Origin of the sequence: uncultured Tateyamaria sp. (assembly GCF_947496075.1) — a bacterium.
GTDB lineage: Bacteria > Pseudomonadota > Alphaproteobacteria > Rhodobacterales > Rhodobacteraceae > Tateyamaria.
In genome coordinates this window covers 695,961-708,637 of record NZ_CANMBJ010000002.1, presented here as the reverse complement: position 1 = coordinate 708,637, position 12,677 = coordinate 695,961, and the positions used below count along the sequence as shown (strand labels likewise).

At 61.0% G+C, this 12,677-nt stretch carries 14 protein-coding genes and 1 tRNA gene; 12 read left to right on the top strand and 3 right to left on the bottom strand.

The window, feature by feature from the left end; all coding sequences use genetic code 11:
* The first annotated feature begins 87 nt into the window (after window positions 1-87).
* The 7 genes from Q1A51_RS07460 (at window position 88) to Q1A51_RS07430 (ending at window position 5,325) form a co-directional block, all read left to right on the top strand.
* Entirely contained in the window at window positions 88-1,365 is a 1,278-nt protein-coding gene (locus Q1A51_RS07460; protein ID WP_299598018.1) for a hypothetical protein, read from the top strand.
* A complete protein-coding gene (locus tag Q1A51_RS07455) occupies window positions 1,362-2,117 on the top strand; it encodes a hypothetical protein (RefSeq protein WP_299598021.1) in 756 nt (251 codons plus the stop codon). The genes Q1A51_RS07460 and Q1A51_RS07455 overlap by 4 nt, the downstream gene beginning before the upstream one ends.
* A gap of 101 nt (window positions 2,118-2,218) precedes the next feature.
* Entirely contained in the window at window positions 2,219-2,626 is a 408-nt protein-coding gene (locus Q1A51_RS07450) for a cupin domain-containing protein (RefSeq protein ID WP_299598024.1), read from the top strand.
* The gene (locus tag Q1A51_RS07445; RefSeq protein ID WP_299201038.1) at window positions 2,623-2,943 is read left to right on the top strand and encodes a metalloregulator ArsR/SmtB family transcription factor; all 321 of its coding nucleotides are present in this window, start codon (window positions 2,623-2,625) and stop codon (window positions 2,941-2,943) included. The genes Q1A51_RS07450 and Q1A51_RS07445 overlap by 4 nt, the downstream gene beginning before the upstream one ends.
* Entirely contained in the window at window positions 2,940-3,359 is a 420-nt protein-coding gene (locus tag Q1A51_RS07440; protein ID WP_299598028.1) for an SRPBCC domain-containing protein, read from the top strand. The genes Q1A51_RS07445 and Q1A51_RS07440 overlap by 4 nt, the downstream gene beginning before the upstream one ends.
* Window positions 3,359-3,799, top strand: a complete 441-nt coding sequence (locus Q1A51_RS07435) for an SRPBCC domain-containing protein (protein ID WP_299598031.1) — start codon at window positions 3,359-3,361, stop codon at window positions 3,797-3,799. The genes Q1A51_RS07440 and Q1A51_RS07435 overlap by 1 nt, the downstream gene beginning before the upstream one ends.
* Before the next feature lie 614 nt (window positions 3,800-4,413).
* Window positions 4,414-5,325, top strand: a complete 912-nt coding sequence (locus tag Q1A51_RS07430) for a pirin family protein (RefSeq protein WP_299598034.1) — start codon at window positions 4,414-4,416, stop codon at window positions 5,323-5,325.
* Between the two features lie 60 nt (window positions 5,326-5,385).
* Here Q1A51_RS07430 and Q1A51_RS07425 read toward each other — a convergent pair whose 3' ends face one another.
* On the bottom strand, window positions 5,386-5,970 hold the full coding sequence (locus tag Q1A51_RS07425; RefSeq protein WP_299598037.1) for a TetR/AcrR family transcriptional regulator: 585 nt from the start codon (window positions 5,968-5,970) through the stop codon (window positions 5,386-5,388).
* Between the two features lie 105 nt (window positions 5,971-6,075).
* Between Q1A51_RS07425 and Q1A51_RS07420 the strand changes: the two genes are divergently transcribed.
* The 5 genes from Q1A51_RS07420 (at window position 6,076) to Q1A51_RS07400 (ending at window position 10,742) form a co-directional block, all read left to right on the top strand.
* The gene (locus Q1A51_RS07420; RefSeq protein ID WP_299201052.1) at window positions 6,076-6,360 is read left to right on the top strand and encodes a hypothetical protein; all 285 of its coding nucleotides are present in this window, start codon (window positions 6,076-6,078) and stop codon (window positions 6,358-6,360) included.
* 82 nt (window positions 6,361-6,442) lie between these two features.
* Entirely contained in the window at window positions 6,443-7,729 is a 1,287-nt protein-coding gene (locus tag Q1A51_RS07415; RefSeq protein ID WP_299599657.1) for a homoserine dehydrogenase, read from the top strand.
* 31 nt (window positions 7,730-7,760) lie between these two features.
* The gene (gene glpX / locus Q1A51_RS07410; protein ID WP_299598041.1) at window positions 7,761-8,729 is read left to right on the top strand and encodes a class II fructose-bisphosphatase; all 969 of its coding nucleotides are present in this window, start codon (window positions 7,761-7,763) and stop codon (window positions 8,727-8,729) included.
* 96 nt (window positions 8,730-8,825) lie between these two features.
* Window positions 8,826-10,565, top strand: a complete 1,740-nt coding sequence (gene recJ / locus Q1A51_RS07405) for a single-stranded-DNA-specific exonuclease RecJ (RefSeq protein ID WP_299598044.1) — start codon at window positions 8,826-8,828, stop codon at window positions 10,563-10,565.
* 102 nt (window positions 10,566-10,667) lie between these two features.
* Window positions 10,668-10,742 (top strand) — tRNA-Glu (locus tag Q1A51_RS07400).
* A 218-nt stretch (window positions 10,743-10,960) separates the two neighbouring features.
* Here the strand turns inward: Q1A51_RS07400 and Q1A51_RS07395 are convergent.
* Both Q1A51_RS07395 and Q1A51_RS07390 read right to left on the bottom strand, forming a co-directional pair.
* Window positions 10,961-11,998: a diguanylate cyclase gene (locus Q1A51_RS07395; RefSeq protein WP_299598047.1), complete on the bottom strand. Its 1,038-nt coding sequence runs from the start codon at window positions 11,996-11,998 to the stop codon at window positions 10,961-10,963.
* A complete protein-coding gene (locus Q1A51_RS07390; protein ID WP_299210568.1) occupies window positions 11,995-12,582 on the bottom strand; it encodes a heme NO-binding domain-containing protein in 588 nt (195 codons plus the stop codon). Before Q1A51_RS07390 ends, Q1A51_RS07395 begins: the two co-directional genes overlap by 4 nt.
* Window positions 12,583-12,677 lie beyond the last annotated feature (95 nt).

The window sequence follows — 12,677 nt, the reverse complement described above, 5'->3', positions numbered from 1 at the left end:
AACCTGAACAAACGCAAGAGCGGGCTTTCCCCTTGGCGCTCCGCTGTCCTGCGCCTACCTTTAGCCGACAGCACGAAGGGACCGTTCATGAGTGATGAGACACGCCTGACCCAGGGGCAGGCCCGCGGGGTCCGCTACGCCCGCGAGCTTGAGGGGCACCTCGGTTGGCTCGACACATTCTCGGGCACGGCACTTGGCGTGCTGGCCGTCGCGTCGGGCATCTACACCTATCTGGGGGTCTCGTCCCTTCTGGATGAAAACGGCGCCATGTCGGTCTTTGCCGCCATCGCCTACTCGGTCGCCGTGTCGGTCGGCATCTTCGTCTTCTGGTCCTACATGATGCGCCTGTTTCCCGCCGTCCGCTCGGCCCGCGCCCGCATCGGGCTGATCGTGGCCATGGGCGTCGGATCACTTGCCATCGTGGCCATGTCATCCTGGCTCAACGCCGCAGCCCTCGCCGGATCGGCTGCGGTCGAACAGCACCTCGCCAAAACCGTGCAGGACTACCAGAACAGCCTCGAACGCGCGCACGAAGTCGCGCTGACAGGCCAATCCCTCGAACGCGACGTGGCCCGCGTCCGCCAGTCATTCGAGGATCTCTCCGAACAGGAAGCCGCCGGCGCGCTCTCGGGCCTCGCAGGCCGCGGCGCCGTGTTCCGTGTTTTGCGCCAGAAAGCCGCCGAACTCTCCGGGCTCGAAGGGCAAATCAGCGCGCAAACCCCGCTTGTCGAAAGCGCCTTTGCCGAGGGCAACGTGATCCTCTCCCGCATGCGCGCGCTCACTGTCGAACCCGGCCCGGTCGAGGCGCGCAGCGTCGAATTCTCGGAACAGGCGGTGCGGCTCGCGGGCCTGATCACACAAATACGCCAGCTCTCGGTGGCCCCGCTTGTTGAACGCGCGGCCCAGGACCTTGCCGCCTCGGTTGTCCTGCCCGAGCTTGACAGCACAACCGAACAGGGGCGCACCGATCAGGCAGCCACCATCACCTCGGTGCTCGAAGTGCTGGCCCAACGCGCCACCACGCTCGAACGAGCCGCCCAGACGGTACAGGCGCTGGAACCGGCCACCGATGTGACCTACACGCCGATCTCCTCCGCCGACGCGGTCATCCTCTACGCCCGCAATTTCGTGCCCTCCTGGGCAGGGGCCATCGCCATCGACCTGTTGCCCGCCGTCCTGGTGTTCATCCTGGCCATCACCCAATCCGCCATCCGCGGCGGACGCGAAGGGGCGGCGGTCGAGGACACGTTGACACTGGCCGAACTGCGCGCAGCCATGGTGGCCCTGCGCGACGTCGAAACCACGATGACCGCCCCGGCCGAGCCGGTGAAGGCCCCAACCCCACCCAAACGGGTCGCCGAATGACGACCGCCACGGGCAAGCAGCGCAATCCCATCGCGCGCGTGCTGATGGGGGTGCTGATCTTCCAAGTGGGGATCGGCGGGCTGCTGATCCTTGGCGACATGCAGGGCCTGCGCCTACCCAGCTTTGGCCCCGATGCCCCACGGCTGACAGAACCGGTGCGCCCCGGCGACCAGCGCCGCACCTTCCGCCCCGACCGCGACCGCCCCGTCACCCAACCCGCCCGCGATCCGGGCGAATTGCCCAACCGACTGGTACTGACACAGGCCAGCGGCACCACCTACCGGCTCGAGGGCGAAATCAGCGCAGGCGACGCAGACCGGCTCGCGGACCTTATCGCGCAGGCTGACCCCGCCCCCGAAACGCTGATCCTGCAAAGCCCCGGAGGGTCGGTCCAAGACGCACTCGCACTGGGGCGCGTGATCCGGCGTGAAGGGATCGGCACCCAAATGCTCGCAGGCGAATTCTGCTATTCCGCCTGCCCCTACCTTCTGGCGGCTGGGACAATACGAACCATCGACGACGCGGCATCGGTCGGCGTGCACCAACACTATTTCGGCCAGAACACCTTCCTGCCCGCCGCCTTCGCAGTCGAAGACATCCAGCGCGGCCAGGCTGAGGTGATGACCTACCTGAACGAGATGGGAATCGACCCGCTTGTCATGCAGCACGCCCTGTCGACGCCACCAAACCAGATATATGTCCTGCTGCCGGAGGAACTTGAGACATACGGATTTACGCAATCTTCTGAATAGCTTAGCGCACCCAACCTGCGCACGGATTTAAGCGGCTTGACATGATACCAAAAGGTATCTCATTAATATGATACCAAATGGCATCATATGTGAGACACCCGATGAAATCCCTCGCCCTCCTCCTGCTCGCAGCCACCCCCGCGCTGGCTGACCCCGCAATCACCCTCACCCCAGCGGGCGCGCTCGACTGGGAAACCACTCCCGAAGGCGTCGCCTTTGCCGCCCTCTCCGGTGACCGCTTGACCGAAGCCTACTTCGCCATGGTCAAACTGCCCGCAGGCACGACCAGCCCGCCTCATGTCAAAACCTTCAACATGTACGGCGTGATGATCGAGGGCGAGATGACGCACACGGCCCTCGGCGCAGATGCCGCCACCACGGTTGGCCCCGGCGGCTACTACGAAGTGCCCGCAAACATGCCCCACATCTCGGCTTGCGTCTCTGACAGCCCCTGCATCACCATGCTCTACCAGGACGGCGCGTTCGACTTCCTGCCGGTGACGCAATGACGGACCCGACCCAAAACGCCTTCCGCGCCCTCGCCGACCCGACCCGGCGCGACATCCTGCGCATGCTGTCGGGGCAAGACATGACCATCGCCCAGGTCTCCGACCGCTTCGACATGACACGCGCCGCCGTCAAAAAACACCTCACCGTGCTCAGCGACGGCGGCCTCATCACGGTCGAAGCACGCGGCCGCGAACGCATCAACACGCTCAATCCCGCCGGGCTCGCCCCGGTCTTCAGCTGGCTCGAATTCTTCGACCGCTTCTGGGATGACCGCCTGTCCGATCTTAAAACCGCCATCGAAAAGGACCTCCAATGACCGATGCGACCCTGCAGAAAACCATCTTCCTCAAAGCACCGCGGCAGATGGTGTGGGACTATCTCACCCAGCCCGACCATCTCGCCAAATGGTTCCACGCCCCCAAAACCCCCATGACCGAGGGCGAAAAGCTGGAAATGTACGGCACGACCAGCGGCAACCTGTTGATCTGGGGCAAGGTGATCAAGGCCGACGCCCCCGACTACCTCGAATACACGTTCACCGTCGGCCCGATGGGCGATGCGGTCAGCACGGTGAAATGGACGCTCTCGGACGTCCCGGGCGGCACGCAACTGGCGCTGACACACGAAGGGCTGCCCCAGGGCGAAGCCGCCTTCGGCCTCATCCTCTCGCTCGACAACGGCTGGGATGAACACCTCATGCGCATGCGAAACGACATCCATGGAGAGGATTGATGGACTACACCGCCACGATCACCACTAGCGCGCCACCCGAACAGGCCGCGCGTCAGATTGCCGACGATCTTGAACTCTGGTGGTCCACCCGCGTGGACCGCCGACCAGGCGGCTTCACCATCCGCTTCAACACAAGCCACGCCACCTTTGCCATCGATCCCGGCAGCACGGCGCAAGGCTTCACATGGACCTGCACCGACGCCCACATGATCATGGAGGGCGTGGACGATCCGGGCGAATGGAAAGGCACCCGCCTTGTCTGGCGGATCGCCCCCGCCTCGGGCGGCAGCACGGTCACGCTGACCCACGAAGGGCTCTCGCCACAGATCGCCTGTTTCGACATCTGCCAACGCGGCTGGCAACACTTTTTCGAAGACAGCCTGCGCGATCACCTGAACGGCGAAACAGCCCGGCCCGAGACCAGCCAACCTGCGGCATAAGGTATCGCGTTAACCCGTCCGCGCGCCTCAAATCCGGCGCGCGGAACAAAATGCGCATTTTCGGGCTCAAATTGTGCACTTTGCCAAAACCGGCGTAAAACAGCTCCGTTTTGACCCGACCGAAATACGCAGTTTCCCGTCCAAACATCGCAGTTTGCCCAAGTCACGGCTCCAAACCCGCCGCGAAACGGCTCCCGAACCCACGATTAACGCAGCGCACGTTCCAAACGTGCAAATCCACCTTCCCTGTTTCCAAAAATCCTCCCCGAAGGGTCGATCAGCCAAGACGCCGACCGGATCCACCTTGTCCCGGACGCCACACACCCCTATGTAGCGCGGTGGCGGGTTCTACCCTTCTCGTGACAGGTTGCATTCCGGTGGCCTTAAGCAATTCCGAGGGAGCTGGCTCTGTCCGGGCCCTGGTCCGGTTACCTGGCGCCCACCTGTATATACAGGTCCTCGGGAATGAGAGAACCAAACGGTTGTGGTGGTCCCGTCACCTTACCCCAACATCTTGCGCTGCACCTGCGCACAGCACCGGTTCGTGGCCGCGGATTGCGCACTTTACGTTCGGGCCTATCTTTGCCTCAACGCACAGATGAAAGGAGACAACCATGTCCCTGAGACCGACACTCGAAACCCGTCAGGCCCAGCCCACACTCGAAGGCGCAGGCGTGCACCTGCACCGCGCATTCGGCTTCCAGGACCCATCGGAACTGGACCCGTTTCTGCTGTTTGACGACTTCCGAAACGACATCCCCGCGCATTTCGAAAAAGGGTTCCCCTGGCACCCACATAGAGGAATAGAAACAATCACTTACGTGCTGGAAGGCACGGTCGAACACAGCGACTCCCTCGGCAATTCCGGCACGCTGGGTGCGGGATCCGTACAATGGATGACCGCCGGGTCTGGCATCCTCCACCAAGAGATGCCGCACGGCAACGCACGCGGTCAAATGCACGGCTTCCAGCTCTGGGGCAACCTGCCATCGGACCAGAAGATGACAGCCCCGCGGTACCAGGACATCGCCGGGTCCGACATCCCCGAAGTCATCGACGATGACGGCACCCGGGTGCGTGTGATCACAGGCGAATTCTGGGGCAGGAAAGGCCCGGTCGACGGAATCGCGGCTGACCCGCAATACCTAGATATCTCCATCCCTGCCGGGGTGAGGAAAACGTTCAAAATCGACACGTACCGGCGCGCATTCGCCTACGTGTTCCAAGGCGCAGGCGCCTTTGCCGACGCCTCCGATCCGTCAGGTGTGTTGCTCGAAAAAGAGGTTGCAGGGCAAGAGGTTAATATCCGTGACCTCTCCGGGGACCGGACCTTGATCCGCTTCGGCACGGGCGATGAAATCACGGTGCAGGCCGGCCCCGACGGCCTGCGGTTCCTGCTTGTCTCAGGCGCGCCGATCAATGAACCGGTCGCATGGCACGGACCGATTGTGATGAACACGCAGGAAGAGCTGATGCAAGCCATGCGCGACCTGCGCAACGGCACGTTCATCCAACCCCAGCACTAGGGCAAAACGGGACGGCGGGTGGGGCGACTTTGCCAACGGCAAAGAGCGTCCGACCCGCCGTCACGCCATCACGGCTTTGCGCACCATGTCCCAGTACTGATCCTGCACGTCCGCAAGGCTCAAGCGCCCCTCGTCCCGGAACCATGTCGTCACGCCGGTCAACATCGCAATCACGGCGAGGGTCGCGATCTTCGGGTCCGCCACTTCGAACACCCCTGCTTCCGCACCATCCTGCAAAATCCGTTCCAAAACAGCCTCGTAGCGCCCCCTCAGCCCTTCGATCTCAGCAAAGTTCTGCGCCTCCAGATTGCGCAATTCCATATACGCAATGAATACAGCGTCCGGTCGTGCGTGGTGAAACTCAATGTGAAACCGCACGAAGGCTTCAAGCTGATCCACCGGCGCATCCGTATCCATGACCGGCACCGCATCAAGCAATTCAACCATGTGATCACGCATCAAGGCAAACAACAGGCTCTGCTTGTCTGGTGTGTAATTATAGAGCGCCCCTGCCTGCACCCCGACCTCTCCCGCGATTTGGCGCATGGAAACAGCAGCATAGCCGTGCCGCGCGAACAATCGCAGTGCCGCTTCGCGAACGCGCGGGCCGGTGATGTCGGAATGTGAGCCAGTGGTGCGAGCCATGGGCAAGAATTATCTGAACGTATGTTCAAAACCAAGCCGCACTTGCACGATGCAAGGGCTTGGTGCATCACATAGGCAACACCAGATTTGCGGAGCGTCTCGCCTATGCGCGCAACGACAGCCCTTCTTTGTCTGACCCTGACTGCCTGCACGCAGTTTCCCGAGTTGGACAATACAGTCTCCCCCGAAGTCGAAGCGTCGGAGTTCCCTGCTCTTGTGCCGCTGGAGCCGCTTCTGGCTGGTGCAGCACCGGTTGTGAGCGATCCGGTTGAGACCACGAAAACCCTTGAGGCACGCGTTGCCGCACTCAGGGCCCGGGCACGCGCACTGCAACAACGCAGTATAGTCGACCCCGCCACGCGAGCCAGGATGCGCGCACGCTTGGGCTAAGCCCTACAAGCAAGGGCAATTGCACCCGGCCCACGAACCCGTTACATCGCCCGCGATGACGTATCGCTCAAAGGACCCCAACATGAACGCACCGCTTCGGCTTGGCATTGCAGGGTTGGGCACCGTCGGGATCGGCGTGGTCAAGATTATTCGCCAGCACAGCGCGATGCTGGAAGCGCGCACAGGTCGTAAGATCGAAATCAGCGCTGTCTCCGCCAGGTCCCGCGACAAGGACCGCGGCGTGCCATTGAACAGTTATGCATGGGAGGATGATCCCGTTGCACTCGCTGCGCGCGAAGACGTTGATATCTACGTCGAGTTGATGGGGGGTACGGACGGCCCGGCCAAAGCATCCGTCGAAGCCGCCATTGCGGCGGGCAAGGATGTGGTGACTGCGAACAAGGCCATGCTTGCCATTCACGGCCAAGCTCTCGCTGAAGCGGCAGAGGCCAAGGGCATCAGCCTGCGCTACGAGGCTGCCGTTGCAGGCGGCATCCCCGTGATCAAGTCCCTGACGGAAGGACTTGCCGGCAATGAGATCACGCGCATCGTTGGGGTTATGAACGGCTCGTGCAACTACATCCTGACCCGCATGGAAAGTGCCGGCCTGACCTATGAAGAGGTCTTTGCCGAGGCTGACGGGCTTGGATATCTCGAAGCGGATCCGCAACTTGACGTCGGTGGCATCGACGCGGCGCACAAGCTGGCGATCCTTTCGTCGATTGCTTTCGGCACCCGCGTGGATTTCGACGGAATCGAGCTTGAGGGCATTGAACGCATCAGCATTGACGACATCCGACATGCCGCCGACATGGGCTTCAAGATCAAGCTGCTGGGTGTCGCCCAGAAAACCGGGCGCGGATTGGAACAGCGCATGATGCCGTGCCTCGTGCCCGACACGTCGCCCTTCGGCCAGTTGCAGGGCGGCACCAATATGGTCGCCATCGAGGGGCATGCTGTAGAACAAGTCGTTCTGCGCGGCCCCGGCGCAGGCGAAGGTCCCACAGCGTCCGCAGTGATGGGCGATGTCTGCGACATCGCCCGTGGCTTCACTCTGCCCGTCTTTGGTCAACCCGCCGGAACGCTGGAAACTGCGCCGCGCGCAGCATCCGTCCTGCCTGCGCCTTACTACCTGCGCATGGCGCTGGTCGACAAACCCGGTGCGCTCGCAAAGATCGCGACCGTTTTGGGAGAGGCCGGCGTCAGCATCGACCGCATGCGGCAATACGGCCACAGCGACACAACCGCCCCTGTTCTGATTGTAACCCACACCTGCACACGCGCAGCCGTCAACGAGGCGATCAACGCGATGCAGGGCACCGGCGTCCTTGCTTCGAACCCCGTTGTCTTACGCATCGAGTCCGTCTGAAACTTCATACCTCCCCAAAGGATCAACTAAGATGACAGCCACCGCACAATTCCAGGATCGCATGCTTTCACTGGGCCTTGCCCGCGTGTCGGAGGCCGCCGCGCTTGCTTCGGCCCGGCTTGTTGGCCACGGGGACGAAAAAGCCGCAGACCAAGCCGCGGTGAATGCGATGCGAGAGCAATTGAACATGCTCGACATCGCGGGCGTCGTGGTCATCGGTGAAGGCGAACGGGACGAGGCGCCAATGCTGTTCATCGGCGAAGAGGTTGGGACGGGCACCGGTCCCGGCGTCGATATCGCCCTTGATCCGCTCGAAGGCACGACCCTTACGGCCAAGGACATGCCCAATGCGCTGACCGTCATTGCGATGGGCCCACGCGGCAGCATGTTGCACGCGCCCGACGTCTATATGGACAAGCTGGCCATCGGCCCGGGTTTTGCCCCGGACACTGTCACGCTGGATATGAGCCCATCTGAACGTGTCGAAGCTCTTGCCACGGCCAAGGGATGCTCTGCGTCGGACATCACCGTGTGTATCCTTGAACGACCGCGCCACGAAGCAGTCATTTCTGCCGTGCGCGGCACGGGCGCCTCAATCCGCCTGATCACCGACGGAGACGTCGCTGGCGTGATGCATTGCGCCGACCCGACCACAGGCATCGACATGTACATGGGCGAAGGTGGCGCACCCGAAGGCGTGCTGGCCGCTGCAGCTCTGAAATGCATGGGTGGACAGATTTATGGCCGCCTGCTTTTCCGAAATGACGACGAAAAAGGCCGTGCGGCCAAGGCCGGGATTACTGATCTGAACCGGATCTACACCCGGGACGAAATGGTGACACAGGACGTTATCTTTGCCGCAACCGGCGTCACCAGCGGATCGCTCTTGCACGCAGTGCAGCGCGAGCCCGGTTGGCTGACATGCGAGACACTGCTGATGCGATCCAAGACCGGATCGGTCCGCCGCATCAACTACCGGACGCCAACGCATACGGTTTGACGTGCGGGGCGGACGACACGTCCGCCTTACGACATTGTTGCCACAGGTGCGCCCGCGCCTAAACTGGCGCAATCTTGCGCGAAGGGGAGGCGCTCTGTGGCATTCTTGGGGATTGAACAGTCACTGACCGGACGGGCCTGGATCGGCCCGGACGTCTCGACCGAACGTGCTGCCGAAGCCCTGGCGCAGCATACGCAATTGCCCCGCCCTGTCTGTCAGATCCTCGCCCGCATGGGCGTATCCGCCGAAAGGGCAGAGACCTACCTGTCCCCCACCCTGCGGGATCTGATGCCTGATCCGCGTTCCTTGCGCGACACGGAACCTGCCGCCACCCGGCTTCTGGACGCCGTGCAGAAACGTCAAAAAATAGCAGTCTTTGCAGATTACGATGTGGACGGCGGCAGTTCTGCCGCATTGTTGATCACGTGGCTCAGAGCGATGGGGACAGCCGCAACGCTCTATGTGCCCGACCGCATTGACGAAGGATACGGCCCAAATGACGAGGCGATGGCGCGGCTCGCCGCTGCGCATGACCTGATCATCTGCGTCGATTGCGGGACCTTGTCGCATGGCCCGATCGCCGCAGCGGAAGGAGCAGATGTGATCGTTTTGGATCACCACCTTGGCGCTGAAACACTGCCCGATGCCTATGCAGTCGTGAACCCGAACCGGCAGGATGAGGATGGGGCATTGGCCCATCTATGCGCGGCAGCGGTCGTATTTTTGGCACTGGTCGAAGCGGGTCGCCAGTTGCGAGAAGGGGGAAAGCAAGGGCCGGACCTCATGGCCATGCTCGATCTCGTGGGTTTGGCGACCGTGGCTGATGTTGCGCCCTTGGTCGGTGTCAATCGCGCCTTTGTAAGACAGGGGCTCAAAGTGATGGCTCGGCGTGAACGCGTTGGACTGGTTGCCTTGGCCGATATCGCTGGCCTTGATACCGCGCCTACACCGTATCACCTCGGTTATTTGCTCGGGCCACGCATCAACTCAGGTGGGCGCATCGGACAGGCGGATTTGGGGGCGCGCCTCTTGGCAACAACCGATCCACACGAGGCGGCAGCGCTGGCCGAACGCCTCAATACGCTCAACGCTGAGCGGCGCGAGATCGAAGCGCACGTCCGCGCCGAAGCCATCGCGCAATGCGAAACACGCGGCGCGGATGGCGCCTTGGCTTGGGCTGCGGGTCCCGGGTGGCACCCCGGCGTGGTCGGTATCGTGGCATCGCGTGTGAAGGAGGCAACCAACCGCCCGTCGATCGTCATCGGGGTCGAGAATGGGATCGGTAAGGGATCGGGCCGATCTGTGTCGGGCATTGACCTAGGTGCGCCCATTCAGAGGCTGGCAGCCGAAGGTTTGTTGATCAAAGGCGGCGGGCACAAGATGGCCGCGGGCCTTACGGTCGAAGCGGACAAGATCGAGCCAGCCATGGAGCGTCTGTCGAATCTGTTGGCGAAGCAAGGAGCCGATGCTCTCGGCCCCGCGGACCTGCGCCTTGATGGCGTGTTGATGCCCGGTGCGGCCACCGTCGAGTTGCTGAACCAGATTGACGCAGCGGGTCCGTTCGGAGCGGGCGCCCCTGCCCCGCGCTATGCATTTGCGGCGATGCGAATTCTGCAAGCCCGGCGCGTGGGAGAAGCACATCTGAAGCTCACTTTTGGAGAACCCGGCGGGGCACGTCTGGATGGCATCGCGTTTGGTGCTTTCGACGGTCCATTGGGCCAAACGCTGATGGATCATGGCGGTGCACCATTCCACCTGGCGGGTCGGATTGAGGTCAATTCTTTCCGCGGTCGACAGTCCGTTCAACTGCGGCTCGAAGATGCCGCTCGGGCGTGACATCAAAGGCGACAAGCATTCGTCAGAAATATCGCTAGTCGGACGTTTTTTCCGCTTGCGCAACATCGTTGAATTGCCTATCTGAGCGCTCACACCAGCGCTGGCCCGTTCGTCTATCGGTTAGGACGCCAGGTTTTCAACCTGGAAAGAGGGGTTCGATTCCCCTACGGGCTGCCAGTCTTCAATACTTTGTCTTGGTTTTGCGGGGTGTTTATCCCTTAGGCTTACCGCGCCGCGTTGGATGTTGGTCATCTTGGACACTTGGGGATGACATCGGCACACTGTACTGGGTTCGGCAAGCGAAGCGTCACGCATCGTTCTACCTCACCTCCTTATGTAGTAAACATCGCCCACATAAATCTCTCGGAACTGGCCGAAGCAACAGACAAGCTGGATCAAGCATTGCTTGCGGCGTCCCGCCCCACCGGGGGCACCAGGTTCTGAGCATTCTGTCGCAAGACTGGTATGTAGTGAGTCTGTTGTCCGCGGCCACCATGTTTGGACGCATAGAGCGCGACATCGGCATCATCCATGACTTCTGCCGCAGACTGTTCGGATTCCGGATCAAATATGGCTGACCCAATACTTGCCGAGATGCGACATAACTCGCCCTGAAACGGAATTGGCTGTGACAGTCGCTGAATGATTCGACGGCCAATCCCCTCCATCGCATCGCCATCTTTTGCGTGGGGGAGAATGACCACAAATTCGTCACCGCCAACACGCGCGACGGTGTCACTCTCCCGCGTTTCTTCGACCATGACGCGCGCGACCGTTTGCAACACGTGATCACCGGCTGCGTGCCCAAGCGTGTCGTTCACGGCTTTAAACCAATCCAGATCTATCTGCATCAAGCCAAAGCGCGTACCCCAATCCATATGACGAGCAAGCACGTGATCCATTGCGCGACGGTTCTTGAGCCCGGTCAATGTATCAGTGAACGCCTGTTCTTCTGCAGCAATCATTGCGCCTTGCAGACGCAAATTGAGTTTGCGTGACGCCTCCATTGCAGCTGACTTGGCCTCAACAAGATACAGCATCTCAATCGTGAGATCGGTAGCTGCAAAGTCAGAACTGTTAAGAGCATAATCCGACACGGCATCAACCACAGAGATGCCAAATGACAGGTTTACAATGCTTTGTCCTTCTTCCGGGCCAGCAACCAACAACCCTTTGACCTCGGTCTTGGGGGCGTCGCGAAACTGCAAGTGAAGCTTTGTTCCTGCCGTGGCACGCAGACCATCGATCGAAGTTATTGCGCGCGGCCGCCTCAGGTCGAAAATTTCGAGGAACCGCCGACCAACCATTGGACTGCCAGGACGTAATTTCTGAAGCGTGGGACCGGCATGCACCACATGCCCAGTTGGCCCCAGCACAAGATGCATCGGGCAAAGCACATCCATCGCCTGCATCAGTGCAGCCTGATCCATCATGATGCCCGCGCCCCCAAATCAAAAACACGCCCCTCTGCGAACTCGGTTTCAACCAAGCTTACCGAAATCGTCTCGATGCCATTGCCACGCCCAGTGTGTTCGAGAAGTGCAAGAGCACCATAATCATCCGCCATTGTCCGCAGAATACCCATCATCACATGTCCGTACCCATGAATGGGGCTTTCGCAGATCAGGCTGAAATGCGTCGGAGAGTGATCGCGCAACTCGATCCGCGGCAGATCTAGATCAGAGACAGCAAGACGGGCACGATCCGGCAAATCATCGAGCGAATGCAGAAACTCAACAAATGTCACGCCGCCAAAACGGAGCAGTCGTCGTAGCGCTTCGACATTGGGATGGGACACCAGATATGTACCCATATCCTCCATCACGTCGCTGCGAGGTCGATTCAGAATTTGACTGATGGCATCCAGAATACGCGGTGTAATGTCGTCATCGTAGATCAACATCGACTCGAATTCGACAAAGTCGAGATCCGCAAACCGGGTCGCCTCGACCCATTTGTCCGCTCCATAACTGTCTGTTACGAAACATTGAATTGCCCGATTGATCAGTCCATGCATTGCACGACGTTCCCATTTCCACGGGAGCACCATGCGCAATCAGCTCTAAACAATCCTCTAACAGATGCAATTTGACCTAGTTTTTGGACCCAAAA

Coding starts and splice junctions, on each gene's coding strand:
- glpX (WP_299598041.1), top strand. CDS start 7,761: ATGACAGCCACCGCACAATTCCAGGATCGCATGCTTTCACTGGGCCTT.
- Q1A51_RS07425 (WP_299598037.1), bottom strand. CDS start 5,970: ATGGCTCGCACCACTGGCTCACATTCCGACATCACCGGCCCGCGCGTT.
- Q1A51_RS07435 (WP_299598031.1), top strand. CDS start 3,359: ATGGACTACACCGCCACGATCACCACTAGCGCGCCACCCGAACAGGCC.
- Q1A51_RS07440 (WP_299598028.1), top strand. CDS start 2,940: ATGACCGATGCGACCCTGCAGAAAACCATCTTCCTCAAAGCACCGCGG.
- Q1A51_RS07390 (WP_299210568.1), bottom strand. CDS start 12,582: ATGCATGGACTGATCAATCGGGCAATTCAATGTTTCGTAACAGACAGT.
- Q1A51_RS07455 (WP_299598021.1), top strand. CDS start 1,362: ATGACGACCGCCACGGGCAAGCAGCGCAATCCCATCGCGCGCGTGCTG.
- Q1A51_RS07395 (WP_299598047.1), bottom strand. CDS start 11,998: ATGATGGATCAGGCTGCACTGATGCAGGCGATGGATGTGCTTTGCCCG.
- Q1A51_RS07445 (WP_299201038.1), top strand. CDS start 2,623: ATGACGGACCCGACCCAAAACGCCTTCCGCGCCCTCGCCGACCCGACC.
- Q1A51_RS07430 (WP_299598034.1), top strand. CDS start 4,414: ATGTCCCTGAGACCGACACTCGAAACCCGTCAGGCCCAGCCCACACTC.
- Q1A51_RS07450 (WP_299598024.1), top strand. CDS start 2,219: ATGAAATCCCTCGCCCTCCTCCTGCTCGCAGCCACCCCCGCGCTGGCT.
- Q1A51_RS07460 (WP_299598018.1), top strand. CDS start 88: ATGAGTGATGAGACACGCCTGACCCAGGGGCAGGCCCGCGGGGTCCGC.
- Q1A51_RS07415 (WP_299599657.1), top strand. CDS start 6,443: ATGAACGCACCGCTTCGGCTTGGCATTGCAGGGTTGGGCACCGTCGGG.
- Q1A51_RS07420 (WP_299201052.1), top strand. CDS start 6,076: ATGCGCGCAACGACAGCCCTTCTTTGTCTGACCCTGACTGCCTGCACG.